This is a genomic window from Lichenibacterium minor (assembly GCF_004137685.1).
Taxonomy (GTDB): domain Bacteria; phylum Pseudomonadota; class Alphaproteobacteria; order Rhizobiales; family Beijerinckiaceae; genus Lichenihabitans; species Lichenihabitans minor.
Genome location: NZ_QYBB01000027.1, coordinates 22,298 through 47,310, shown reverse-complemented (window position 1 = coordinate 47,310; position 25,013 = coordinate 22,298). Strand labels below are relative to the sequence as shown.

Genomic DNA, 25,013 nt, shown 5'->3' with positions numbered 1-25,013 from the left:
ACGCTTCCGCTGTGGCGACCACCTCGAACCTGCCGATCTGGTGCCTAGGTTAAGTCACGCCGACCGTGAACAAAGCAAGCGGACCATAAGTCCAAGCCTCTACAATTCTCGAGGATTGAGTTGTGGCGACAACGCACGGATGCCCCCGGTGATATGCGTCAGGACAGCCCTGATCCGAGCGTTGCTCATGTTGTCCTTGTGGGCGACCAACCAGATCCCAGTGTCTGGAACCGGAGACGGAGTGACAAGGCGGACCAGACCGTCCTCGCGGTCGGCCCGGAACCGGGCCAGGCACGCCAAACCGCCCCCGTGCACCGCCGCGACGACGGCCGCCTCATGGCTGCTTGTCTGCAACGAGATGCGAGCCCGCGTCGCAAGGGTCGCGAGCCAGCCGGTCTGATCGGAGTCCTGGAGATCGTCGAGCTGGGCGACGATGTGGTGGCCCGGGCATCCCGCGTCGACATCCAGGTCGCCGTGCATCTCCAGGTATCCAGGGCTCGCGTACAGGCCAAAGCCCAGGACGCCGATCCTGCGCACGACAAGGTCGTGCTGGTTCGACTGTTTGAGCCGAACGGATATTTCCGCCTCCCGCATCGAAAGGCTCAGCTCCCGGAGGTCAGGGATCAACTCCACCATGATATCCGGGTGCTTTCCGTGCATCGCGGCGAGACACGGCGAGAGTATGTGGCTGGCGACCCCCTCCGCGCAGGTGACGCGGACGGTGCCGGACAGCCGGGCGTCACGGCCGCCGACCTCGCGTTCGAGGGCCAGTGACCCGGTCTCGAACCGCTCGGCTTCCAGGAGGACCTGTTTCCCCGCCAGCGTTGCGACATAGCCACCAGGCGTTCGATCAAGGAGACGGACGCCAAGGCTCGCCTCCAAGGATGCCAAGCGGCGTCCGACCGTGGACTGTGCGACGCGCAGTTCCTTGGCAGCCGTCATTAGGTTTCCGTGCCGGGCGACCGACAGGAAAAAGCGCAGGTCATCCCAGTCGAGCATCGTGGTCCGTCGATCGTTTTCGCATTCGGTCTATGCCTCGCGCCTAGCATCCCCGCTGTCGCATCGCACGCCGTATTCCGATCCGCCGGTGGATTTGGCACTGGAAGTCCGACGTCGACGCGACAGCGGTTTGCGGAGATGGTCCACATTCATCAAAACTGATCGGCTTTGAGGTCGTGTACGACGCGGGGCGCCCGTCCCTCGGCCGACCGCCTGACTCCTCTCGTCAGTCACCCGAGGTTCCTCCTTCATTCGCGCAGAGCAAGGGCCGTCCTTCCCGGCGAGCGTGGTCGAGGTGCTTGAGGCTCCTTGCCCACTCCCATGAAGCAGCTCGGGTCGTCTGCTGCGAATGCAATTATGCATTTCGACTATTCGCACAAACCCCGCGAACAAGGGTATTGGAACTTGTGACAACCGTTGACACAGGTCTTTATCGAGACTTGACCAGGACCATCAGTCGATGCCGATACGCAAGACCATGAACGTGTCGGTGACGCCCGAGTTGGAGCGTTCGGTCGCCGCGCGGGTCGCCGCGGGACGTTACCGCACAGCGAGCGAGGTGGTCCGCGCCGCGCTGCGGCTCCTCGACAAGGAAGAACCCCTCGACCCGGTCAACCCTTCTTCGCGAAACGGGGAGATCGACGCCCATGTCGGACCAGCACGATAACGCGGTCGAACAGGAACACGCCGAATCCGACGTGGAAGGGTTCCGTGAGGACCTTGGCCCTTTCGTCGTCGCCGCCGAGACGACGCGGATGCCGATGGTGTTCTCCAACGCCAAGGTGAAGGACAATCCGATCGTCTTCGTCAACCAGGCCTTCCTCACACTGACGGGGTATGACGAGCACGAGGTGCTCGGCCAGAAGTTCGACTTCCTGATCCAACGGGCTACCGACCCGGAAGCGTTGACGGAGATCCAGACGGCGTTCGAGGGCGCCCGCGACCTCGAAACGCCGGTCCGCTTCCACCGCAAGGACGGCAGGACGATCTGGGTCACCATCTTCATCACGCAGGTGCGTGACGACGCGGGCGCCATCGTGCAGCACTTCGCCTCCTTCGTGGACATCACGAGCCACAAGGAGGAACAGGAGCGGCTGCGCTCCCTGCTCGACGAACTGAACCACCGCACCCAAAACACCCTTGCGACCGTCCTGGCGGTCGCTGGACAGACGTTGCGCGGCATGGCCGACGAGCGCGTTATCGACGCCTTCGAGGGACGCATTCTAGCGTTGTCGAAGACCCATGGCCTCCTTGGTTCGGAAAACTGGGACAGGGTCGAACTGCGGGAGATCCTCGACCAGACGTTCGAGGCCTTGGGGGTGGATGCACGCGTTCACATCGAAGGCGACGAGGTAGGACTACCGCCGAAGACAGCACTGACCCTCACCATGGTCTTCCATGAGCTGGCCACCAACGCCATCGCGCACGGGGCGCTTTCGGCAGCGACGGGAGGAAGGGTCGACGTGGCATGGCGGCTCGAAGCTGGAGATCGGCTTCGTGTCGATTGGCGCGAGAGCGGCGGTCCCGTGGTGACCCCACCGACGTTCCAGGGCTTCGGCCGCCGCCTCATCGAGGGTGGCTTGGCCCAGGAACTGAACGGAGACGTGCGCCTCGCCTACGAACCGACCGGGCTCGTCTGCGATATCATGATGCCTGCCCCGAGAGATCGGGCGGAGAGAACATGACCAGCGAGCTTGCCGGCCGACGCATCCTCGTCGTCGAGGACGAAGTCATGGTGTCGTGGATGCTGGAAGACATGTTGGGGCAACTCGGTTGCGCCGTCGTCGGCCCCGCCTCACGCTTGGACCAGGCCCTGGCCATCGTCGACATCGAGCACTTCGACGCAGCGATCCTCGACATCAACCTCAACGGGGAGAAGAGCTATCCCGTCGCCGACGCATTGACGACCCGGCGTATCCCGTTCGTCTTCTCGACCGGCTACGGTCGGACCGGCCTCTTGGAGTCCTACCTCGGATGTCCCTTGCTGCAGAAGCCCTACAAGCGCGCGACGTTGTGCGACGCCCTCGGGTCGCTGCTGATCGAAGGAGAGCGCGAGGTTCCGGAAAGCACGACGCCACCACCGGTGTGGGACGCGAACCGCTTGAGGATCGCCACCGACGCGGCTGGCGTCGCTTTATGGTCCTGGAACGTCGACAGCGACGCGATCTCGATGGACGAGCGTGCACACGCGCTCTGGGGCCTCCCGGTCGGGCCGGTCACGTTCGAGGACATGTCCGCGCACATCCATCCGGAGGATCTCGATCGCGTGAGGGCCGCGTTCGCCTCGACGCGGCAGATCCTGGGGGCCTATGAGGTCGAGTTCCGGATCCTACGCGGAAAGGAACTGCGGTGGGTCTCCGCCCGGGGGCGCGGCGACGACCAGGGGATCGTCGGACGCCAGATGTTCGGGGTCTTCCTTGACGTGACCGAACGCAAGATGGCCGAGGAAGCGCGCGAGATGATCGCGGGCGAGATGGGTCACCGGGTCAAGAACCTGTTCTCGATCGCGTCCGCCCTGACCATGATCTCGGAACGCTCGACGACGACGACGAAGGAGATGTCCCGGGACCTGAGGCTGAGGCTTGGCGCCCTCAACCGCGCGCACGACCTCGTCCGGCCGGTTCCCGGCGATCCGGAGAGGGCTGCGCACTTCGGTGACCTGCTCGCCATCCTTCTCGCGCCCTATGCAGGCGAGGAACGCACCAGTGGCCGCATCCGGATCACGGTGCCGGAGTTGCTCGTCGGAGAGGTCTCCTCCACGACCATGGCGCTCGTCGTCCACGAACTGGCGACGAACGCGATCAAGTACGGAGCCCTATCGGCGGCGACGGGGATCCTCGATGTCTCCTGCACCGTCGATGAGGATGACGTGGTCGTCACATGGACGGAGCGCGGCGGCCCCGAGGTCAATCCGCCGAACGGGAATGCCGGCTTCGGTAGCCGGCTGGTGGTGAACGCCGTAACGGGCCAGCTTGGCGGCACGATCGCGTTCCAATGGCTTTCGGAGGGCGTCGTCGTGATGCTGCGGACGAGCAAGGATCGGCTGCGCGCCTGACATCCTCGCGAGTGACCGCTCACCCACGCAGCGGTTTGGGCCGTCGATGCTCGGGCACGATCTCCCGGAGCGTCGTGCACGACCCCGGCGCTGAACGGCTTACTGATGAAGCTCGCGCCCTGGGGCATGTCACCGGGCGCAGGGTTAGCCTGGCCGGAGGCTACGACGATCGAGATGTGCGGCCAGCACCGCGCCACCTCGCGGGCGAGGTGAAACCCGTCGTGGTCTCCCGGCATCTGAACGTCGGTGAAGAGGAGCGTCAACCGGGGGTGATGGTCCCTCAGGAGACTCAAGGCCAGTTCGACGTTGGGTGCGTCGAGAACCTCGAAGCCCGCATCCTCCAGCATGCTGACCGCGTCCATGCAGATCAGGGCGTCATCATCGACCACCAGGGCCATGGGAGAGTTCGAATCGATCATCCGTGAAGAAGCCACGGCGTTCAGGATGGTTGCGCAGCATCTGAGCCGGCGATCATCGGGCGCGTACGCTCCGAACCGCAACTTGACGTTCGCCTCGGTCCCGTGGCTGAGGATAGCTGAGCCCGCGACGGGCTGTGTGAGCAAGAGCGCTGTCCCAGCATGCAAAGAGCGCCGAAGGCGAGCCGACCATGGGATCGGCCGACATGATCGACGCTATCGTTAGCATCGGTGCGATCCCGACCATCATCGATGCCGTTTGCGGCCCGAACCGCTTGCTCACGTGGCCATCGCGCGCGTCACGCAGGACTGGTGGATCGCGTACAAGGTGCGAGACACCGTCGCCTCGGGCTACGGCCCGGCAGGAAGTGGGAGACCAAGATTCACGAGGCGATCAGCAAGAGCGGGTCGCGAAATTCGTTGACCCAGTCGGCGAGTGCCGTGCGAGCCGCCCTACACACGTCATGTACGAATTTCAGAACCAGGACAATAGTGACGTCTTGAAACAAAGGTCATCTTTAGGCTTATCGAAGAGACGCCCTCTCGCAAGAGAGCGTCTCAGCTAGAATGTTACATGGGGTTCATAGTCTTGTGCATCATCGTCTTCTTGTGCATCATCTTACCATGCATCATCTTACCATGCATCATGTGGTGATGCATCATCGTCTTCTTCATCATCATCTGAGCGGACGCGGGCGCGACGACGGCACCGAGCGATAGGGCGACGACCGCACACGCGACGATCAGGTTCTTGGTCTTCGTCATGAGTTCTCTCCTGTTATGCCTTCGATGCGAGATCATCCCGCGATCAAAGGACCTGCGATGTCCAGCACCCGGGCGTCGCTGAGCGCCTCATAGAAGGCACCGCATATCCAGTTACGCAGCGAACGACGGTGGGATGCGCCGGAGCGACGTCCAAATTCGCGTTTCCACTATCCGTATTTTTACGGTGTCGATCCCGCCACGTCGTGCGTCGTCTCCCAGTCCGGACGTCTACGCGGGACCATGGACAGATGGATCGGTGGGTATCGATGGTTCGATACGTCCGTCACGCAACTTCTGGGAAGCTAGATGCGGCGACCACTGGGCAGATGAATGCGATGGGAGCCTCGATGTCATTGGCCGAAAAGGAACTGGACGATCCAGTCGTGTCGAACGACGACGCCGTTCCGAAAGGGAAGGAGCAGCGCCTCGTCACGTTGGTGAAGCGCCACAGCGTCGTGGTTCGCGTGACGCACTGGATCACGGTCCTGTGCCTCACCATGCTGCTGATGAGCGGCCTGCAGATCTTCAACGCCCGCCCGCAACTCGACTTCGGCATCAAGACGGACTTCGACCACCCGCCCGCCGTCATCGATTCCGACAAGGTGGACGGCAAGGCGCGGGGTTACGTGCGGATCGGCGACCATCGCTTCGACACGACCGGCGTCCTCGGCTTGTCGGAGTTCGAAGGCAAGCCGACCGAGAGGGCCTTCCCGTCCTGGGCGACGCTTCCGGGCGAGCAGGACCTCGGCACCGGGCGGGCGATCCACTTCGTGTTCGCTTGGCTGTTCGTCGCCAACGGGCTCGTCTACCTCCTGTGGGGCTTCGCGACCCGCCACTTCCGCCGGGACTTCCTGCCGAGCCGCACCCAATGGCGGCACATCGGCGGCGAGATCCTCGATCACGCACGCCTACGTTTCCCGAAGGGCGAGCAGGCGCGGCAGTACAACGCCATCCAGAAGATGACCTACTTCGCGGTCGCCTTCGTCCTGCTCCCGCTCCTCGTCTTGGCGGGTTGGGCGATGTCCCCGGGCCTCGATGCCGCCTTCCCCTTCCTGCTGCACGTCTTCGGCGGCCGCCAGACGGCTCGCTCGATCCACTTCCTCGCTGCGTTCGGGGTGGTTCTGTTCGTGGTCGTCCACGTGGCCCTGGTGCTGCTGTCCGGCCTCTTCAACAACATGCGCTCGATGGTCACCGGCTGGTACGACATCGGGCAGGAGCGCGACATCCATGGTTGATCGCTCCACGACGCGTCGTGCCCTCCTCGCGCGAGGCGCGACCGTCCTCGGTGCCCTGGCCCTCGCCGGCTGCGAGAACGTCACCGACAACCCTCTGGTGAAGGAGGTGCTAGGCGGGGTCGGCGGGCTGAACCGGAAGGTGCAGGAAGCGATGCTGGGCCCGGAGCAACTGGCGCAGGAGTACGAGCTGAGCGACGTCTCGACGGACTTCTATGCCAACGGCTCCACCGACCCCGACGACAAGCACTATAGGTCGATGGCGGCGAACGGCTTCAAGGCCTACAAACTGGTCGTCGATGGCTTGGTCGAGCGTCCGATCGAACTGACGATGGCGGAACTTCGCGCCATGCCGGCCCGCACGCAGATCACCCGGCACGACTGCGTGGAAGGATGGTCCTGCATCGGACAATGGACCGGGGCGCCGTTGCAGGCCGTACTCGATCGGGTCGGGGTGAAGCCGACCGCGCAGTACGTCGTGTTCCACTGCTTCGACACGATGGACGACGGTGATCCATCAGGCCCTACGCCTTTCTACGGGAGCATCGACCTGCTCGCCGCGAGGCATCCCCAGACCATCCTCGCCTACGACAAGGCAGGCAAGCCGTTGGAAGTGAAATACGGAGCCCCGCTGCGACTCCGCGTCGAACGCCAGCTCGGCTACAAGATGACGAAATACATCAAGCGCATCCAACTCATGTCGGACTTCAAGGACATCGGCCAGGGCAAGGGCGGATATTGGGAGGACACCGGCTACCAATGGTATGCCGGGATCTGACCATACGGTCGACATCGAGAAGCGTTGTCGCCTACGGGCAGCGCTTGGCCGAGCCGCCCGGCGACGAGGCCCAGGCGATCCTGCGGGATCAGGGTTTCAACTTCGGGTCGCGTCGTAGTGCCGTCGACCCGCAGTGTGTCAAGGACTACGGGCCCGAGCAGCAGGAGAATGTCGGAGGAATTGAAGGGCGCCGCGTTGACGCGCACCACAACTTCTCTGTCCCTGGGTTCGACAACAGGCACCTGAACAAGCCGGAGCTTCAGAGCGCCTCCCTTTTCCACGAGGGAACGCATTCGAGACTAACCAAGTCCGTCACGCTCAACCTCTCTCATCCGGCCATCGAGCAGCTTGCTTAAACATTGCGTTGCATATCGTTAAACGGCACGGCTTGGGGGGCTAGTCATTAGGAGCGAAGCAATCTCGCTACGGATCTTATCTAGATTGCTCCGTCCGCTTCGGAGGAAACGGAATGACGCTCTGGACGGCACGGTTGGGTCGGATCCGGCCGGACAGCGGAAGTGGGTGGACAGCGGAACGGCTGCTTCCGAACAAGGGGTCTGCCAAGCGGACATTGAACGAAGACGACTCTTTACGTCAGTGTAGAGGGATGCGGCGCTCCTCATTGCCGTACGAAAACTTGGATTTTCCGACCATCCAGGAATATGCTCTGTAGGACGCTTCGAATGGCCGGCCGCCATGGCGCCCGCGAAGCTGTCGAAGGCGACGATCAGGTCGACCCAGGGCCAGGCGGGGGCGAGCGGCATTCCCAGTGCCGTGATCATCCCGGGCGTGGTGTAGGCGCAGTCGACCTTCTGGGCCGCATCGCCGCGCAGCTCGATCGCGCGCGGCTCGGGCTCGACGGTGATGACCCGCACCGCCAGGATGTTGCCGAGCTTCCGCAGGCCCCCGTAGGGGATCGAGCCGATCCCGCCCGAGCCGCCCGCGACGAAGCCGCCCACCGCGGCGCGGCGCTTAGTCGAGGGGTGCATGCGCTGCTCGAGCCCGTGCGGGGCCAGCGCCGCGTCGAGCTCCGACATGACGAGGCCCGGGCCGCAGCGCACGGCCCCGTCCCGCACCCACGCGATGTCCTTCAGCGCCGTCATGTCCAGCAGCACGCCGCCGTGCAGCGGCACGGCCTGCCCGTAGTTGCCCGTGGCGGCGCCGCGCGGCGTGACCGGCACGCCGCGCCGCGCGAAAAGCGCGTGCCGGCGATCGGGCGGCCAAGGCGGCGTTGGCCCGTCGAAGGGCGCGATCTGGTTGCCTTCGTCAGAGCCGGGCCACCGGCGCCTGCGCCGCGCCCGCGGCTTCCAGCACCGCCGCGACCCGCAGGGCGAGATCCTCCCTCCAGGGCGGTGCGATGACCTGGACGCCGATCGGCAGTCCCTCATCGAGCCAGATCGGCACGGTCGCGACGGGAAGGCCGATGCAGGAGATCGGTTGGGTGTAGAGGCCGAGGTTGGCCCGCACCGGAAGCGTCGCCGTCCCGATCGTCATAGTCGATTGGCCAAGGCGCGGCGCGCGCGAGGGCGTCGCGGGTGCCAGGATGACGTCGATGCCGTCGAAGGCACGCGCAGCCTCTTCGGCGAAGCGGCGGCGTGCCTTTTGGGCCTGGGCCACCCAAGCGGCCGGCACCATGGCGCCGGCCAGCAAGCGGTCGCGCACCGCGGGGTCGAAGTCGCCCGGACGCGCCCGCAGGCGGTCGAGGTGGAGGGCGGCGCCCTCGGTGGCGGTGATGAGGAAGGCCGCAGCGCGGGCGCGAGCGGCGCCGGGCAGGTCCACGCGACGGGTTGCACCGAGGATCGCGGCGCAGCGCGCCACGGCGGCGTGGGCATCCGGCACGTCGTCGGCCGCGAAATAGCCGCCCGCCACCGCGACGCGCAGGCCGGCGGCTCCCCGCTCCAGGAGGCGGAGTGTCGGTTCGATGGCGCGCCCCGCGCAGGCCGCGTCGTCGGGATCGGGCCCCTGCAGGGCGTCGTAGCACAGTGCCAAGTCCTCGGCCGAGCGCGCGAAGGGGCCGAGGTGGTCGAGGCTCGCCACGAACGGGAAGGTCCCGGCTCGGCCGAGCCGCCCGTAGGTCGGCTTCAACCCGAAGATCCCGCAGAGCGACGATGGCACTCGGATGGAGCCGTTGGTGTCCGAGCCCAGCGACAGCGGCGCGAAGCCCGCCGCCACCGCGGCCGCCGAGCCGCCGGACGACCCGCCCGACATGTGATCGAGGTCGTGCGGGTTGCGCGAAGGACCGTCGTGGGCGTTCTCGCCCGTGAAGTCGTAGGCGTATTCGCCCATGTTGAGCGCGCCGAGGCAGACGGCGCCAGCCCCTTCCAAGCGCTCGACCAAGGTGGCGTCGCGCGCCGCGGGCGCGGCGTCGCGCCCGATCCTGGAGCCGGCGAGGGTCGGCAAGCCGGCGAGGTCGAACAAGTTCTTCACCGCGAAGGGCACGCCCGCCAGGGGGCCGAGCGGGCGCCCCGCGGCGCGCTCGGCGTCGAGCGCCCGCGCCTTCGCCAGGGCGCGGCCCGTCGCGACGTGGGTGAAGGCCCCGACTCGCCCGTCGTGGGCCGCGATGCGCCCGAGTGCTGCCAGCGCGACGGCCTCGGCCGACAGCAACCCCGCGGCGACCCCCCGGGCGATAGCTGTGGCCGATGAGGCGTAGAGCTCAACCATTCGGGGGCACCGGTGCGAACACGGGTGCCGGCTCGGCACCGTCGCCGACCGGCGGGTCGAGCACCAGTGCCGCCATGGCGGCGAGGGCGCGCAGGTTCGCCGCCACGCCGGCGCGAAGCTCTGGCGCGACCGCGAGGCCGAGCAGCGGCGCCATCGCGTCGATCACGGCCCCGGGGTCGAAATCGCGCGCCGTCATGCCAACGCCTCTCGCAAGGCTGAAAGGGGCGCCACCCAACCGACGATGCCGTCCTGCGCCGCAATCATGCGGAGCGTGGCGGCTTTGAACTCGGGCAAATAGCTCTCGGTCGCGTCGGAGATCACCAGACATTCGAAGCCGCGGTCGTTGGCCTCACGCATGGAGGTCTGGACGCAGACCTCGGTGGTGACGCCGGCGAAGACGAGATGCGTGATGCCCCGGTCGCGCAGCGTCGCCTCGACGCCGGTCGCGTGGAACATGCCCTTGCCGGGCTTGTCGACCACCAGTTCGCCGGGCTGCGCCGCGCAATCGGCCACGATCTCGGCGCCCGGCTCGCCCCGCACCAGGATGCGGCCCATCGGCCCGGGGTCGCCGATGCGCGCCGCGCCGCGCCCGCGTTCGCGCTTCGAGGCGGGGAGATCGCTGAGGTCGGGGGCGTGGCATTCCCGGGTGTGGATCACCGGCCAGCCGCGTGAGCGGAACAGCCTGATCAGCGCCGCGACGGCGGGGATGGCCGACCGGAGGCGCAAGACGTCGTTGCCGAGCGCCGCGCCGAAGCCGCCGGGCTCGATGAAGTCGCGCTGCATGTCGATAACGACCAACGCGACGTGGTCGGGGTCGAGCGGATAGGGGTAGGGATCGGCCGGGATCTCGATCATGGTCGTCAATGCCCCGCCATGTGCCGACCGATCGTCATCCGATCCGTTTCGCCGACGGGCGCCTGGTAGGCGATTCGCCCTTCCGACATCACGGCGACGCGGTCGGCGAGTTCCAAGATCTCGTCGAGGTCCTCGGACACAAGCAGCACCGCAGCGCCGCGATTCCGCTGATCCATGATCTGGCCGCGGATCTCGGCCACCGAGGCGAAGTCGAGCCCGAAGCAAGGATTGGCGACAACCAGCACGTCGACATCGCCGGACAGTTCGCGCGCCAGCACGGCACGCTGCACGTTGCCGCCCGACAGGGTGGCGATGGGCGCGTCGAGCGAGGCGGTCTTGACCCCGTAGCGCGCGACGAGGTCGGCCGCCCGCGACCGGATCGGGCCCCGCGACAGCCACCAGCCGAACTTGGCCGCCGGCGGCTTGTCGAAGGCTCGGAAGGCGATGTTTTCGGCGACGCTCATGCGCGGCACGGCGGCGTTCTTCAGCGGCTCCTCGGGTAGGCCGAAGACGCGGAACCGGTCGAAGTCGCGCCGCACCGGCTCGAAAGGCTCGTCGCGGATGAAGATGCGTCCGTCGCGCAGGGGGCGTTGGCCGTTCAGCACTTCGACCAGCGCCGCCTGCCCGTTGCCCGACACGCCCGCGATGCCGACGATCTCGCCGGCCCTGACCTTGAGGTTCACGCCGTCCACCGCCGTGCGGCCCGCGTCGTCGTCCGCCACGAGGCCGGCGAGGTCGAGCACGGTGGCCTTGCCCGCCGTTTCGGCGCGGGAGCCGCGCTCGCGCACGACCGTGTCGCCGATCATTAACCGCGCCATGCCGTCGGTGGTCATGTCGGCGACGCGGCCGCCGCCCGCCAGCGCGCCGCGCCGCAGCACCGACACGGTTTCGGCGAAGGTCGTGACCTCGCGGAACTTGTGGCTGATCATCAGCACGGACAGCTCGCCTCGCTCCGTCATGCCGCGCAGCAGGCCGAGGATCTCGTCGGCCTCCCCGGGTGTGAGGACGGAGGTGGGCTCGTCGAGGATCAGGAAGCGGCCGTCGAGGTAGAGGAGCTTGAGGATCTCCAACTTCTGCTTCTCGCCGGCTGCGAGGCTCGCCACCGGGCGGTCGAGCGGCACGCGGAACGGCATGCGCTCCATGAAGGCCGCGAGGCGCTCGCGCTCGCGCCGCCAGTGGATCACCGCCGGCACGTCGGCGCGAGAGATGACGAGGTTCTCGGCGCCGGTCAGCGACGGCACCAGCGTGAAGTGCTGGTAGACCATGCCGATGCCGAGCGCCCGTGCGTCGCGCGGGTTGCGCACGGCCGCGGGCTCGCCGCCGACGAGGAGCGAGCCGGCATCGGGCTGGTAAAAACCCATGATGCATTTGACGAGGGTGGATTTTCCGGCGCCGTTCTCGCCGAGCAGCACGTGGAAGGCGCCGGCCGGCACGTCGATCGACACGTCGTCGAGCGCCGTAAATCCGCCGAAGCGCTTGGTCATGCCGACGGTGGAAACGGAAACGGCACCGGCATGGGGCGCCGCGGCGATGGCAGGAGCGCTCATACGTGTTCTCCCTCCTCTTCGGCGATGATGGCCACGGGTCCACCGCCGTCGGGCCCCTGGTGCTCGGCACCGCCCGAAACGTAGATTTCCGCGTGACCGACGATGCTGCCCAGGGCGCCGGCCGCGAAAGCGCGGGCATGGCGCGTGGCGGAAAGGTCGGAGTCGACCAGCATCGTGTGGCGGAAGCCTCGCAGACGGCCGCAGGACGGCGCCTCGGCCTTGGCCAGCATCGCCTTCAGGCGGGATCGTTGGCCCGGCGCGAGTTGGCCCACCGCGGCCAAGCCGAGCCGTGCCAGGGCGGCGCGCACGGGTTCGACGTCGAGCGCGTCGGCCATGGTGGCGTGATCGATCCGCAGGGGACCCGACCAGCCCCGGCCGCGGCCCATCACGACCACCTCGTGCCCGGCCAGTTCAACGCCTGCCGAGGCGGACGCGCGGGTGGAGAAGGCGGCGAGGTCGTGCCCGACCGCCGTGTCGGGGACGGCCTCGACCTCGCCGAGCGCGAAAGCGACGCCAAGCGATGCCGCGGCGCGCGACAGCCCCATGGATTTAAGCGCGTCGGAGGTGACGCAATCCGCGCCGCGCCCCCGCGCTTCCGCGATCCGCTCGCCGGTCAATAGGGGGCATTTGACCTGGACGAAGTGGACGTCGTCCGGCTCCAGGATCCCGGCGTCACGCATGGCTGCCCGCACAGCGACGGCGACGGCCCCGACCTGAGACGACCGACCCAGGTGCTCCGGCGGGAGGTCCGCCGTCCGGGCGCGGCCGATCGCGAGGGCACCGGCCCGTTCCGGCCCGTCGTCGGGCCGCACCTCGAACACGGTGACGTGCGGCGCGAGGCCGCCCTCGGTGCCCCCCGACATGACGAGACAGGCCTCGTCGGCGACTTTCGGGCCGGCGTGCCGCGCGATGGCGTCCCGCAATGCACGCGCCGCCAGAGCCCGCGTCCAATCGTTGACGAGGCCGTTGCCTTCCGTCTTGCCGAGGATCGCCACTACCGAGCCCGCGTCGATGCGGCCCTCAGCGAAAGCCTGTTCGAGGCCTGCCACATCGTCGGGCGCCCCGGTCGAGATGCGATGTACGAAGGCGCGGCGGCGCTGCATCAGGGAAGCCCCGCCAGGAGCGCGTCCGCCGTCGACACGGCGCCGAACACACCGCCCTGCATCGTCACCATGCGCAGCGCCGCGTCGTGGTTCGAGCGGTCCGTCGCGCCGCAGCAGTCGCCGAGCACGACGCATTCGAAGCCGCGGTCGTTGGCCTCGCGCATGGTGGTCGACACGCAAACGTCGGTGGTGATGCCGGTGAGCACGAGGTTGCGCAGCCCTCGCGTGCGCAGGATGAGCTCGAGGTCGGTCGCGCAGAACGAGCCCTTGCCGGGCTTGTCGACGACGACCTCGCCGAGCCGCGGCGCGAGCTCCGGAATGATCTCCCAGCCCGGCTCGCCCCGCACCAGCACGCGCCCGCAGGGGCCGTCGTCACCGATGCCGGCGCCGATGCGGCGCGAGCGCCAGCGCTTGTTGTCGGGCAGGTCGCTGAGGTCCGGCCGATGCCCTTCGCGCGTGTGGATCACCGCGTAGCCGCCCGCCCGCATCGCCGCTAGCACGCGGCGGATCGGCTCGACCGGCGCGCGGACCAGCGACAGCTCGTAGCCCATGCGATCGACGTAGCCGCCGACCCCGCAGAAATCGACCTGCATGTCGATGATCACCAGCGCCGTGTTGTCGGGGCGCAGGTTCCCGTCATAGGGCCAGGGATAGGGTTCAGCGGCGACCGCGCTCATTCGGCGGCCGCCTTAATCGCGGCTTCGCCGTAGCGGCGCGTCGGGGCCGGCAAGCCGCAGGACGTGCCGTCCGTCACCCGCACGCTGCCCTCCCAAGGCAGGCTGTAGCGGCCGGCGGCGAGGTCGGTCATGTATGTATAGGGGCAGTCGCCGGCGCCCCCTTTGACCGCCGAGAAGCCGCGGTGGCCGAGCTGGTAGATGTTGTTCTCCGCCCCCCAGACCGCGCGGGCCTCGCGCACGAGATCGGGCCGCACCTCGGCGGTGATGATCTCGTCCGGTCGGCCGCTCGTGCCGTGTGCGATGATCGAGCCGTCGAAGTTGCAGACCATGCCCTCGCCCATCGAGTCGAAGGTGCCGTCCGAGCCCGACATGCACACGTTGGCCGTGACCATGAGGTTGCAGAAGCTGTTCGACTGGTTGGTGAAGCGCCAAGCTTCGCGCATCGGCGCCGTATAGCCGGCCGTGCGCAGCATCACCTCGGCGCCCTTGTAGGCGCATTCGCGCGCCATCTCGGGAAACATGCCGTCGTGGCAGATGATGAGGCCGAGCCGGCAGCCGTTCGGCCCGTCGATCACCGGGATGCCACCGTCCCCCGGCTCCCAGGGCTCGACCGGCACCCAAGGGTGCATCTTGCGATAGTAGAGCTTCACCGCGCCGGCGTCGTCGATGACGAGACCGACGTTGTAGGGATTCCCATGAGGGTTGAACTCCATGATGGAGAAGCAGCCCCAGATGCGGTGCTCGGCGCAGGCCGCGCTGAAGGCCGCGACCTCGGGGCCGTCCATCCGGCACATGATAGCCGGGTCGGTGTTCATCGACAGGCCGTGCAGGGCGTACTCGGGGAAGACCACGAGGTCCATCGTGGGCATGTTGGCCCGCGCCTTGGCGACGGTGCCGACGATGCGGTCCGTCTGCGCGGCGAGGTCGGCCGGCGTCGCCACGGTGGGCAGCTGGAGTTGCACGAGGCCGATCACGACGCCGTTGGGGCTGCGGTTGAGGCCGCCGAGTCCGTTCATCTCAGATCCAATCAGGGTTTCATCGCGTGATCGACAGCTCGCCGGGCGCGGCCCGGTGCGCGTCGACGGAGCTTGACGAGCCCACCATGATGAGCAGCGTCAGGACGTAGGGGGCGGCGTTGAACAGGTAGTAGCCCTGCGTGACGCCGACCGACTGCAGCGCGGGCCCGAGCGCGCCCGCGGCGCCGAACAGCAGCGCCGCGCCGACGCAGCGGATGGGGCTCCAGCGCGCGAAGATGACGAGCGCCACCGCCATCAGGCCCTGACCCGACGACAGGCCCTCGTTCCAGGAGCCCGGATAGGAGAGCGACAGGAATGAACCGCCGACGCCGGCGAGGAAGCCTCCCGCCGCGGTGGCGAGCACGCGGACGCGGTCCACCGGGATGCCCATGGCGAGCGCCGCCGCGGCGCTGTCGCCTGTGGTGCGGACCACGAGGCCGACGCGCGTGTTGCGGAACGCCCAGGCCATGGCGAGCGCCGTCGCGATGCCGACGAAGAACAGCGGGTTGACGCGCAGCGCTTCGGCGAGGGCGTGGTCGCCCGTCCAGTCGGCGAGTGGCACGGAGGGGAGATGCGGAGCCTCAGGCTGGATGAAGGGCTTGCCGAAGAAGAAGGCGAGGCCGGTTCCGAGCGTCATCAGGGCGATGCCGACCGCGATGTCGTTGACGCGCGGCAGCGAGCACAGGAGGCCGTGCAGGGCGCCGAGCGCCACGCCGGCGAGGCCGCCGGCCAGCACGCCCGCCCAGGGCGAGCCCGTCTCGTAGGCCGTGGCGTAGCCCAGCATGGCGCCAAGCACGAGCGTGCCCTCGAGGCCGAGATTGATACGGCCCGACTTCTCCGTGAGCGTCTCTCCGAGTGCCACGAAGATGAAGGGTGTCGACACCCGGATGGCCCCGCCCAGCATGGCGGTGAGGACGATGGCGAGGTGCGCGCTCATGCCCGCCCCTGACGGCCCGAGATGCGGAACACCGGGAAGCGCCCGTAGAGCGTCTCGGAGGCGAGCAGCACCACGAAGATGAAGCCCTGCAACACCAGCACGGTGGCGTCCGGCAGGCCCATGCGCCGCTGCACGAGGCCGCCCGCCGCGGCGAGCCCGCCGAACAGCACCGCCACGGGGAGGATGGCGAACGGGTTGTGGCGCGCCAGGAAGGACACGAGGATGCCGGTGAAGCCGTATCCTGCCGCCAGCGATGCGTTGGCCCGGCCCTGCACGGCGGCGACCTCGAAGAAGCCGGCGAGGCCGGCTGCGGCGCCGGCTAGGCTGCAGCAGGCGAGAGTCAGTTTGCCCACCGGCAGCCCCTGCGCCTGGGCGGCGCGGATGTTACCGCCGGTGATGCGGGCCGCGAAACCGAAGGTCGTGCGCGACATCAGCACGCCGAGCAGGGCGGCCGCGACCACGCCGGCGGCGAAACCCCAGTGCACCTTGAGGAAGGGCATCTTGCCCACCGCGTAGGCGGCGCCGATCGGCAGCGTCGAAGCCTTGGCCGTTGAGGCCGGGTCGCGCAGCGGCCCCTCGATGAAGAACAGCGTGACCGCGATGGCGATGTAGGACAGAAGCAGCGACGAGATCGTCTCGTTGACGCCGCGCTTCAGGCGGAGGAGGCCAGCGAGGCCGATCCAAAGGCCGCCGGCCGCCACGGCCGCCAGCGCCATCAGGGGCAGCACGACCGCGGCGGGGGCACCGGATCCGACGAAGGGCACCGCGAGGGCGGCGGCGGCGAAGCCGCCGAGCACCAGCGCGCCCTCGCCCCCGATGATCGTCAGGCCGAGCTGGGCCGGGATGGCGACCGTCAGCGCGGTCAGGATTAGCGGCGCCGCCCGGCTCAGGGTGTTGCTCCAGGAGAAAGCCGAGCCGAAGCCGCCGATCCACAGGAGGTCGAGGAAGGCAGCGGGGGACTTGCCCAGCGCCAGGAGAAAGAGCGCGAAGATCAGCGAGGCGGCCACGACCGCGAGGATGGGGATGACGACGTATTCCGAGGCGGCGCGCAGCCGCAGCGCGGCCGCCGATCCCCGCCGCGCGGGGGCCGCCGTGAGATGCGCCGCCGTGCCGACCGCGTCCGTCATGGGATCTGCTCTCCCTTGCCTCTCATCCTCGCAAAGGCGGGAATCCAGGCCGAGGGCCGGGTACAGCCCTCCCTGTGAAACGCGGAAGCGGTCGGCCCGCGGCCGCAATCCTTGGCGCTGTATCCCCGCCCGCGCGGGGATGAGCGATCCGTCGTCAACTCGTCGAGCCGATCACGCCGTCCACGAGGTAATCCATCTTGTTGAGCACGTCGGCGTAGTTGTCGGGCGGCACGCTCGCCACGACGATGCGGCCGTTGTTATCCTTGATGGCAGTGGCGAAGATCGGAGCACCCGCCTTCAGCTTGACGATCGCGGCGTCGGCAGCTTTGCGGGCCGGCTCCGTGGCGCCAGCGCCGTAAGGCGTGTTCTGGACCATGTCCTTGTCGTAGCCGCCGAACGTGAAGTTTGGCAACGGCTGGCCCTTGCCGATCAAACCGGCATATCCGGTGTAGATCGTGCCCCATTTATATTCAGCGCCGGTGACGAAGCCCTTCGGGGCCAGCGACGACTGGTCGGCGTTGTGGCCGCAGCACTTCACGCCGCGCGACTCCGCGGTCTGGATCACGACCTTCGGCCCGTCGACGTGGCAGGTGATGAGGTCGCAGCCGGCGTCCACCAGGGCGTTGGTGGCCTCCGCCTCGCGCACCGGCAGCGACCAGTCACCGGTGAAGATCACCCGGACGGTGGCGTTGGGGTTGGTGGTGCGGGCGCCGGTCAGGAAGGAGTTGATGTTGCGAAGCACGATACCGACGGGCTTGGCCGCCACGAAGCCGAGCTTGCCGCTTTTCGAGGCGAGCCCGGCCGCGACGCCGTCGATGTAATGGGCTTGGTCCAGGAAGGGCCAGTAGGAGCCGGCGTTTGTCGGGTCCGACGGTTTCCACAGAGGGGCCGCGTGGCGGAACTGAACGTCGGGGTTGGCCTTGGCCTCGTCGAGCACGAAGGGCGACCAGTAGCCGAAGGAGGTCGGCAGGATCAGCTTGGCGCCGTCGAGATTGATCATGGACTCCATGGTCTTCGACACGGCGTCAGTTTCGGCGACGTTCTCCTCCTCGACCACCTTGACGTCGGGCAGCGCCTTCAGCGCCTTCACTCCCACGGCATGGGCCTGGTTCCAGCCGAAATCGTCGCGAGCACCGACGTAGATTACGCCGATGGTGAGCGGGTCGGCCGCGAAAGCCGCGCGCGGGAACAGGCCGGCCGCGACGGCGACGGCGCCCGAACTCTGCAGAAAGCGTCGGCGGTCGAGGGCGATCGTCATCGAGGGCTCCGGAAACGTCATCTTTGGCTGCCGTAGCACTCATCATGCCAGAAGTGGGGGGCGCCCTCCGGCGTTCACCCGCCGGCCACGAAGGCCCGCCAGCCGCCCAGATGCGTGATGTCGCGCGCGCCTTCGAGGCCGGCCGGCTCGCACAGGAAGCCCGCGGGCGCGGTGCCGTCGGCGAGCCGCACGCGGCCGATGCAGAGCGGCGGCGGCACCGTGTCGACGAACCGGCCGAAGCCGTCCGGCGGCAGGCTCCACACCTCCGCCGCGACCGGGCGCCCGCCATCGGCGACACGCAGGAGGCCGGGCCGGGCCGGTGGCCCGCCCGGCAGGGCGTGGAGGCGGTACTCCGGCCGCGTGTCGACGGCGCGGCGGAAGGTGCCGCCGAGCGCCACTAGGTCGCGATTGAGCGGCATGCCCGACAGGTGGGCCCCGATGACCACGAGTTCGACATGCCCCGCCGGCGCGGCGCCCGCGCCGGCCAACGCCGCTGCCGGCGGGAGCGGGTGCCTGGTGGCACCCATCGGCACGCCGGCCGCGCGGTGCATCGCGGCGCCCACCGAGGCGAGCAGGCCGTCGCGGCCCGCGGGACCGATCAGCGTGGTGCCGGACGGAAGACCGTCGTCGCGGAACGGACTCGGGACGGCGAGGGCGCAGAGGTCGAGCAGGTTGACGAAGTTGGTGTAGGTGCCGAGCGCCGCGTTGGGACCGATCGGGTCCGCTTCGAGCTCCGCCACGCGGTAAGCGCGCGGCACAGTCGGCACGACCAGCAAGTCGAGCCCGCTCCATATCGGCTCGGCCTCGCGCCGCAGCTCCGCGAGACGGTAGATCCCTGAAAAGGCGTCGGCGGCCGACAGCGCTTCGGCACCGAGGATGATCCGCGCCGTGGTGGGATGGAGGGCGTCGCGGTGGGCCGCGATGAAGGGGCGGATGGCTGCGTAGCGCTCCGCCACCCAGGCGCCCTCGTAGAGCAGGGCCGCGACGGCGAAGAGCGGCCTGAAATCGACCTCGACGAGATCGAGGCCGAGGCCGGCGTAGCGCTCCAGCGCCCGGTCGAAGGCGCGCTCAGCGGCATCGTCGCCGAAGAAGCGACGGCTGGAGTCGTCGGGGGCGCCGACGCGCAGGCGCGGCGGCACGGGACCGGGCGCGCGGAAGTCCACGCGCTTCGACCAGGGATCCGTGGGATCGTACCCGGCCATCGTCGAGGCTGCCGCCCAGGCGTCCTCGACCGTGAGGGCGAAGACCGACACGCAGTCGAGCGTCTGGCAGGCCGGGACGACCCCGCGCACCGGCACGGCGCCGAGCGTCGGCTTCAATCCGACGAGGTTGTTGAGCCCCGCCGGCACCCGGCCCGAGCCCGCCGTGTCGGTGCCGAGCGCGAAGGTGGCGAGGCCCCGCGCCACCGCCACGGCCGAGCCCGACGACGAGCCGCCCGGCACCACGGCGGGGTCGAAGCTGTTCAGCGGCGGGGAGTATGGCGAGCGCACGCCGACGAGGCCGGTGGCGAACTGGTCGAGGTTGGTCTTGCCGATCGGGACAGCCCCCGCCGCCACGAGGCGCGAAACGGCGGTGGCGGAGCGCTCGGGCGTGAAGGTGAAGCTTGGGCAGGCCGCCGTGGTGGGCACGCCGGCGAGGTCGATGTTGTCCTTGACCGCGAAGGGCAGACCCCACAGAGGCTTCGCGTCCGGGTCGAAGGGGCCGAGCGCCGCCACGGCCTCGCGCGCCGCCTCCGGCGCGAGCGCGATGAAGATGCCGCGCGCTTCGGGCGCCGCCGCCCCGGCCAGGCACTCCTCCACGACGCGGGCGGGATCCAGGCCGTCGCGATAGGCGGCGTGGAGCGCGCTGCGGTCCAGGGATGGGGTCACGGCACGACTCCTGCTGAGCATTCGGGCCGGTCGGCCTGCAACATGCGAGCCAGTCCGCCCTCCTCAGGCGCCTCTTGGAGCACTCAATGGTGATCGACGATCCCGCCACCCTCGCCGAGGTCGAGGCTGCCTTCGCGACCTACGAGGTTGCCCTGGTCAATAACGACGTCGCGGCGCTCGACGCCCTGTTCTGGTGCGACGAGCGAGCTATCCGCTACGGCGGGGCCGAGAACCTCTACGGCCACGCCGCCATCGCGGCCTTCCGGGCGGCACGCCCGGCTGCCGGCTTGGCGAGGGCGTTGGAGCGCACCGTCGTGACGACGTTCGGAACCGATTTCGCCACTGCGTCGACACTGTTCACGCGGGCCGGGTCGCCCGGCACCGTCGGGCGTCAGATGCAGAGCTGGGCGCGGCTCCCCGAAGGCTGGCGCATCGTCGCGGCCCACGTCAGCCTGATCTCGACGGTCGGATTGGCATGACACCCCTGCGAGAGCTGTCCCGTCAACATCAACCCGGGTGCCGCTTCTCAATATTCGAGTTCGGCGCATCGGCGTTCTACGCCCTCCCTCAGAAGAGGTGTCCTTCATCAACGCCGAAGAAAAAGCGTCTATCCGGATCCGGACTTCCGCCGCAGTAGAGCGAGACGAGGATAGAGGAAAGCGTCAGCTGCGAACGTCCGGTTTCGTAAGCAGTAAAGAGACATCGCCACGACGTGGCTGGGTCGATACAGGCCGGCTGTGAGACATCGTGTGAGGGTTGAGGGCAGAATAGCCGCTAAATAGAGGCATCAAGCTGAAGAAGTCGTTCACCTGCGCCTTGAACCCGGCCATGATAGAAGCCTGTCGCGTCACTCCATTTCTCTATGGCTTGTGGTGAATGCATCACCCCGGGTGGAAACAGGCCACCTGGCCGCGGCCGAGCGGGGCGGCCAGCGGCGGCACCGTCGTGCGGCACTCGCCGGACACCCGGGCGCAGCGCGGAGCGAAGGAGCAGCCGGGCGGCAAGTCGGCGAGGTCTGGCGGGGCGCCGGGGATGGTGATCAAGCGGTCGCGCCCGCCCGCCAGCTCCACCCGCGCGTCGAGCAGCCCGCGCGCGTAGGGGTGCTGCGGCGAGCGGATCACGTCCGCGATGGCGCCCTCCTCGACGATGCGTCCCGCGTACATCACCGCCACCCGGTCGGCGACCTCGGCCGCCACGCCGATGTCGTGGGTGACGAAGATCACTGACAGGCCGTATTCGCGCTGCAACTCGCGCACCAGCAGCAGGATCTGGATCTGCACGGTGGCGTCGAGCGCCGTGGTGGGCTCGTCGGCGAGCAGCACCTTGGGGTCGCAGCTCAGCGCCATGGCGATCATGGCGCGCTGGAGCATGCCGCCCGACATCTCGTGCGGATAATTGTCGAGGCGGCGCTTCGCCGACGGGATCCGAACGCGGTCGAACAGGTCGAGCGCGCGGGCGCGAGCCTGGGCCCGCGTGCCGCCGCGGTGGCGCCTCACCGCCTCGGCGATCTGATCGCCGATCGTGTAGACGGGGTCGAGCGCGAGTCGGGGCTCCTGGAAGATCATCGACACGGTGCGTCCGCGGAAGTCGGCCAGCGCGCGGGGCGACAGCGCCATCACGTCGGTGCCGTCGACCCGGATCGTGCCTCCGACGCGGGCCGAGGCGGGGTGCAGGCGCAGCAGCGAGCGCAGCGTGACGCTCTTGCCGGAGCCCGACTCGCCCAACAACGCCACCACTTCGCCGGGCGCCAACGCCAGCGTGACGCCGTCCACCGCCGGAACCGGCTTCGGGCCGCGCCCGAAGACGACCGACAGGTCGCGGATATCAATCATCGGGGTCATGCGGCGATCTCAGGCGCGCGGCTGTGGCCGGAGCCCGACGATGCCATCAGGCAGGCGGCGGAATGCTGCGGTACCAGGGCGGCGAGAGGCGGGTCGGTGCGGCGGCACACGTCCTCGACGAAGGCGCAGCGCGGGTTGAAACGGCAGCCCGGCGGCGGGTCGATGGGGTTCGGCGGGTCGCCCGACAGTGGCGGCGCATCGCGCCGCTCCGCCGGGTCGGCCTTAGGCATCGAGGCCAGCAACGCCGCCGTGTAGGGGTGGGCCGGGGCGTCGAAGACGGCGTCCCGCGCGCCGATCTCGGCCACGCGGCCGAGATACATCACCATCACGCGGTCGGCCATGAACCGCACGACGTTGAGGTCGTGCGAGATGAAGATGTAGGTGAGGCCGAAGTCGCGCTTGAGGTCGAGCAGCAGGTTCAGCACCTGCGCTTCCACGGACTTGTCGAGGGCGGAAACGGCCTCGTCCAGGATGACGAGCCGCGGCTCCAGCGCCAGCGCGCGGGCGATGTTGACGCGCTGGCGCTGGCCGCCGGACAACTCGTGCGGGTAGCGCCCGGCGAAGCGCCGGGGTTCCAGCCCGACGCGGGCGAGAAGGTCGTGGGCGCGCCCCGTCGCGGCCCGCGCGGCGACGCCGTGGACGCGCGGGCCGAAGGCGATCGAGTCCTCGATCGTCAGGCGCGGGTTCAGCGACGCGTAGCTGTCCTGGAACACCATCTGCACCTGCCGGCGGTAGTCGCGCAGCGACAGGGCGTCGCCGACGCTCTCGCCGTCGAAGATCACAGTGCCGGCGTCCGGCGCCATCAAGCGGACGAGCAGCCGCGCCGTGGTGGACTTGCCGCAGCCCGACTCGCCGACGACGCCGAGCGTTTCGCCCTTGAGCACGGAGAAATCGACGCCGTCGACGGCCTGCACGGCTCGCCGAGGTCCGAAGACGCCGCCCTTCACCGGGAAATGCTTGACGAGGCCGCCGACGGTGAGGAGCGGCTGGGCCGGGCCGCCGCGGTCTTCCAGCGGAGGGAGAACGGCCGCCCTCACGAGCGCACGTCCATGGCGCCGCGCAGCCCGTCCGAGAACAGGTTGAAGCTGACCGATGTGATCAGGATCAGCACGCCCGGCAGCGCCGCCACGGCCGGGTTGACGTAGATGGCCGTGCGCAAGGTGTTCAGCATCAGGCCCCATTCGGCGTCGGGCGGACGCACGCCCAGCCCCAGGAACGACAGGCCCGAAGCCAGGATCATCGACACGGACACGAGGCTCGTGGCGAAGACGAAGATCGGGCCCAGCACGTTGCCGAGCACGTGCTCCAGCACGATGGTGAGGGGCCTGGCGCCGGACGCGCGGGCCGCGTCGATGTAGTCGAGCTTGCGCACGCCGGTCGTGACGCTCTCGGCCACGCGGGCGATCTGCGGGATGAACACGACGGTCAGCGAGAACATCGCGTTGCCGAGGCCCGAGCCCAGCGTTCCAGACAGCGCCACGGCGAGCAGCACGGACGGGAAGGCGTAGAAGACGTCCACCGTGCGCATGATGAGGGCATTGACGAGGCCGCCGGCGTAGCCCGCCACGATGCCGAGCGTGGCGCCGAACAGGAAGGCCACAGGCACGGGCACGACGCCCATCAGGAGCGACAGCCGCGCGCCGTAGATAAGTCGCGACAGCATGTCGCGCCCGAGTTCGTCGGAGCCGAGCGGATATCCGGGCGTCCCGATGGGCTTCAGGCGGCGGATCATCGAGCCCTTGTCGGGGGCCATGGGGGCGAGCTCGGGCGCGAGGAGCGCCATCAGCACCAGCGCGACGATGACGGCGAGGGCCGCCACGACGACGGGATCCCGCGCGATCCGGGATCCGACACCGCGCCAGTAGCCGGGCGAGCGCTCGGCCCGGAGCGCCGGGGGGGAGGCGGCGAGGACGCTCATCGTTTCACCTCTGGATGCGGGGATCGATGGCGCCCTGGAGCAGGTCCACGCCGAGGTTGATAAGGACGAAGATCATCGCCAGCACCAGGATGGTGCCCTGCAGCAGCGGCAGGTCGCGGGTGAAGATGGCAGTGTTGAGCAGGAAGCCCGTGCCCGGCCACGAGAACACGGTCTCGATCAAGATCGAGCCCCCGAGCAGGTAGCCGAGCTGCAGGCCCATGACGGACAGCGCGGTGGGCGCCACGTTGCGCACGACGTGGCGGAGCACCTGGCGGCGCAACATGCCCTTGGCGCCGAGCGCCGACACGAAATCCTGTGCCGTCACGTCGGCGACGAGCGAGCGCACCGTGCGGGCGATGATGCCCATGGGGATGACGGACAGCGTCACGGCCGGCAAGACGAGAAAGCGGAGGTAGGACCAGTCGAGCGAGCGCCCGCCCGGACCTGCACCGGTAGCGGGAAGCCAGTTCAGCTCGACCGAGAAAACGATGACGAGGACGAGGCCGAGCCAGTAATGCGGCACGCTCACACCCAGCATGGCGATTCCCGAGGTGATGCGGTCTACCCACGTGCCGCGGGCGAGGCCGGCCAAGAAGCCGAGCGTGGCGCCCACCGTGAAGCCGAGGACGGTCGCCACCCCGGCGAGAATGAAGGTGTTGACGGCCGCGCCGGCGATCTCGCCCGTGACGGGCCGCCCGGTGGCGATCGATTGGCCGAGGTCGCCGTGAAGCGCACGGATCAGCCAAAGCCCATATTGCACCGGCAAAGGGCGGTCGAGCCCATAAAGGGCGCGCATCTGCGCCTGCAGGTCGGCCGAGGCGTCGGACGGCAGGATGGCGGCGAGAGGGTCGCCCGGCGCGAGATGGATCAGCATGAAGCAGACCACGCTGACGCCGACAGCCACGGGGACGACCTGGAGAATGCGTTTGGCGGCGTAGGCCATCATGGGCGACGAGATCT

Annotated in this window: 25 protein-coding genes and 1 pseudogene; 7 read left to right on the top strand and 19 right to left on the bottom strand. The window is 68.7% G+C overall.

The window, feature by feature from the left end; genetic code table 11:
* Positions 1-99: 99 nt before the first annotated feature.
* On the bottom strand, positions 100-999 hold the full coding sequence (locus tag D3273_RS19450) for a LysR family transcriptional regulator (protein ID WP_129228558.1): 900 nt from the start codon (positions 997-999) through the stop codon (positions 100-102).
* Positions 1,000-1,459: 460 nt separating this feature from the next.
* On the opposite strand from D3273_RS19450, the gene D3273_RS19445 reads away from it, so the two are divergent.
* The 3 genes from D3273_RS19445 to D3273_RS19435 are packed head-to-tail and all read left to right on the top strand — an operon-like array spanning position 1,460 to position 4,054.
* A complete protein-coding gene (locus D3273_RS19445) occupies positions 1,460-1,666 on the top strand; it encodes a type II toxin-antitoxin system ParD family antitoxin (protein ID WP_207210835.1) in 207 nt (68 codons plus the stop codon).
* Positions 1,647-2,684 carry an HWE histidine kinase domain-containing protein gene (locus D3273_RS19440; RefSeq protein ID WP_129228557.1) on the top strand — a complete coding sequence of 346 codons (1,038 nt, stop codon included), beginning with the start codon at positions 1,647-1,649 and terminating at the stop codon, positions 2,682-2,684. The genes D3273_RS19445 and D3273_RS19440 overlap by 20 nt, the downstream gene beginning before the upstream one ends.
* Positions 2,681-4,054, top strand: a complete 1,374-nt coding sequence (locus D3273_RS19435) for an HWE histidine kinase domain-containing protein (RefSeq protein WP_129228556.1) — start codon at positions 2,681-2,683, stop codon at positions 4,052-4,054. The genes D3273_RS19440 and D3273_RS19435 overlap by 4 nt, the downstream gene beginning before the upstream one ends.
* A 140-nt stretch (positions 4,055-4,194) precedes the next feature.
* Here D3273_RS19435 and D3273_RS29820 read toward each other — a convergent pair.
* Together D3273_RS29820 and D3273_RS19425 are read right to left on the bottom strand one after the other, a co-directional pair.
* A pseudogene (locus tag D3273_RS29820) lies at positions 4,195-4,401 on the bottom strand (response regulator); the annotation flags it as partial.
* Between the two features lie 639 nt (positions 4,402-5,040).
* Positions 5,041-5,235 (bottom strand): hypothetical protein, encoded by a 195-nt coding sequence (locus D3273_RS19425; protein WP_129228555.1) that lies wholly within the window; start codon positions 5,233-5,235, stop codon positions 5,041-5,043.
* A 347-nt stretch (positions 5,236-5,582) separates the two neighbouring features.
* Here D3273_RS19425 and D3273_RS19420 point away from each other — a divergent pair, with 347 nt between their 5' ends.
* The 3 genes from D3273_RS19420 to D3273_RS19410 are packed head-to-tail and all read left to right on the top strand — an operon-like array spanning position 5,583 to position 7,601.
* Positions 5,583-6,470 (top strand): cytochrome b/b6 domain-containing protein, encoded by an 888-nt coding sequence (locus D3273_RS19420; RefSeq protein WP_129228554.1) that lies wholly within the window; start codon positions 5,583-5,585, stop codon positions 6,468-6,470.
* Positions 6,463-7,245 (top strand): molybdopterin-dependent oxidoreductase, encoded by a 783-nt coding sequence (locus tag D3273_RS19415; protein ID WP_129228553.1) that lies wholly within the window; start codon positions 6,463-6,465, stop codon positions 7,243-7,245. The genes D3273_RS19420 and D3273_RS19415 overlap by 8 nt, the downstream gene beginning before the upstream one ends.
* Positions 7,246-7,289: 44 nt before the next feature.
* Positions 7,290-7,601, top strand: a complete 312-nt coding sequence (locus tag D3273_RS19410) for a hypothetical protein (protein ID WP_129228552.1) — start codon at positions 7,290-7,292, stop codon at positions 7,599-7,601.
* An 18-nt stretch (positions 7,602-7,619) separates the two neighbouring features.
* Here D3273_RS19410 and D3273_RS19405 read toward each other — a convergent pair whose 3' ends face one another.
* The 12 genes from D3273_RS19405 to atzF all read right to left on the bottom strand — a co-directional run bounded on the left by D3273_RS19405 (position 7,620) and on the right by atzF (position 20,315).
* On the bottom strand, positions 7,620-8,498 hold the full coding sequence (locus tag D3273_RS19405) for an FAD-binding oxidoreductase (RefSeq protein WP_281011347.1): 879 nt from the start codon (positions 8,496-8,498) through the stop codon (positions 7,620-7,622).
* Between the two features lie 13 nt (positions 8,499-8,511).
* Entirely contained in the window at positions 8,512-9,906 is a 1,395-nt protein-coding gene (locus D3273_RS19400) for an AtzE family amidohydrolase (RefSeq protein WP_129228550.1), read from the bottom strand.
* Positions 9,899-10,102, bottom strand: a complete 204-nt coding sequence (locus D3273_RS19395; RefSeq protein WP_129228549.1) for an AtzG-like protein — start codon at positions 10,100-10,102, stop codon at positions 9,899-9,901. Before D3273_RS19395 ends, D3273_RS19400 begins: the two co-directional genes overlap by 8 nt.
* Positions 10,099-10,761 carry a cysteine hydrolase family protein gene (locus D3273_RS19390; RefSeq protein WP_129228570.1) on the bottom strand — a complete coding sequence of 221 codons (663 nt, stop codon included), beginning with the start codon at positions 10,759-10,761 and terminating at the stop codon, positions 10,099-10,101. Before D3273_RS19390 ends, D3273_RS19395 begins: the two co-directional genes overlap by 4 nt.
* Positions 10,762-10,766: 5 nt before the next feature.
* Positions 10,767-12,308, bottom strand: coding sequence for an ABC transporter ATP-binding protein (locus D3273_RS19385; protein WP_129228548.1), 1,542 nt, complete (start codon positions 12,306-12,308; stop codon positions 10,767-10,769).
* A complete protein-coding gene (atzD, locus tag D3273_RS19380) occupies positions 12,305-13,411 on the bottom strand; it encodes a cyanuric acid amidohydrolase (RefSeq protein WP_129228547.1) in 1,107 nt (368 codons plus the stop codon). The genes D3273_RS19385 and atzD overlap by 4 nt, the downstream gene beginning before the upstream one ends.
* Positions 13,411-14,088: a biuret amidohydrolase gene (gene biuH, locus D3273_RS19375; RefSeq protein WP_129228546.1), complete on the bottom strand. Its 678-nt coding sequence runs from the start codon at positions 14,086-14,088 to the stop codon at positions 13,411-13,413. Before biuH ends, atzD begins: the two co-directional genes overlap by 1 nt.
* Entirely contained in the window at positions 14,085-15,104 is a 1,020-nt protein-coding gene (locus D3273_RS19370) for a formamidase (protein WP_129228545.1), read from the bottom strand. Before D3273_RS19370 ends, biuH begins: the two co-directional genes overlap by 4 nt.
* A gap of 19 nt (positions 15,105-15,123) precedes the next feature.
* Positions 15,124-16,041, bottom strand: a complete 918-nt coding sequence (locus tag D3273_RS19365) for an ABC transporter permease (protein ID WP_207210834.1) — start codon at positions 16,039-16,041, stop codon at positions 15,124-15,126.
* The gene (locus tag D3273_RS19360) at positions 16,038-17,168 is read right to left on the bottom strand and encodes an ABC transporter permease (RefSeq protein ID WP_129228544.1); all 1,131 of its coding nucleotides are present in this window, start codon (positions 17,166-17,168) and stop codon (positions 16,038-16,040) included. Before D3273_RS19360 ends, D3273_RS19365 begins: the two co-directional genes overlap by 4 nt.
* Before the next feature lie 154 nt (positions 17,169-17,322).
* Positions 17,323-18,426, bottom strand: a complete 1,104-nt coding sequence (locus D3273_RS19355) for a BMP family ABC transporter substrate-binding protein (RefSeq protein WP_129228543.1) — start codon at positions 18,424-18,426, stop codon at positions 17,323-17,325.
* A gap of 74 nt (positions 18,427-18,500) precedes the next feature.
* Complete coding sequence (atzF, locus tag D3273_RS19350; protein WP_129228542.1) at positions 18,501-20,315, bottom strand: allophanate hydrolase; 1,815 nt, start codon at positions 20,313-20,315, stop codon at positions 18,501-18,503.
* Between the two features lie 65 nt (positions 20,316-20,380).
* Between atzF and hpxZ the strand changes: the two genes are divergently transcribed.
* The gene (gene hpxZ, locus D3273_RS19345; protein ID WP_129228541.1) at positions 20,381-20,773 is read left to right on the top strand and encodes an oxalurate catabolism protein HpxZ; all 393 of its coding nucleotides are present in this window, start codon (positions 20,381-20,383) and stop codon (positions 20,771-20,773) included.
* A 402-nt stretch (positions 20,774-21,175) separates the two neighbouring features.
* Here the strand turns inward: hpxZ and D3273_RS19340 are convergent, their stop codons facing one another.
* From D3273_RS19340 to D3273_RS19325, 4 genes are read right to left on the bottom strand one after another with little or no spacing between them, the layout of a single operon-like run.
* Positions 21,176-22,135: an ABC transporter ATP-binding protein gene (locus D3273_RS19340; protein ID WP_129228540.1), complete on the bottom strand. Its 960-nt coding sequence runs from the start codon at positions 22,133-22,135 to the stop codon at positions 21,176-21,178.
* The gene (locus D3273_RS19335; RefSeq protein ID WP_129228539.1) at positions 22,132-23,172 is read right to left on the bottom strand and encodes an ABC transporter ATP-binding protein; all 1,041 of its coding nucleotides are present in this window, start codon (positions 23,170-23,172) and stop codon (positions 22,132-22,134) included. Before D3273_RS19335 ends, D3273_RS19340 begins: the two co-directional genes overlap by 4 nt.
* Positions 23,169-24,053 (bottom strand): ABC transporter permease, encoded by an 885-nt coding sequence (locus D3273_RS19330; protein ID WP_129228538.1) that lies wholly within the window; start codon positions 24,051-24,053, stop codon positions 23,169-23,171. The genes D3273_RS19335 and D3273_RS19330 overlap by 4 nt, the downstream gene beginning before the upstream one ends.
* Before the next feature lie 4 nt (positions 24,054-24,057).
* Positions 24,058-24,999, bottom strand: coding sequence for an ABC transporter permease (locus D3273_RS19325; protein ID WP_129228537.1), 942 nt, complete (start codon positions 24,997-24,999; stop codon positions 24,058-24,060).
* Positions 25,000-25,013 lie beyond the last annotated feature (14 nt).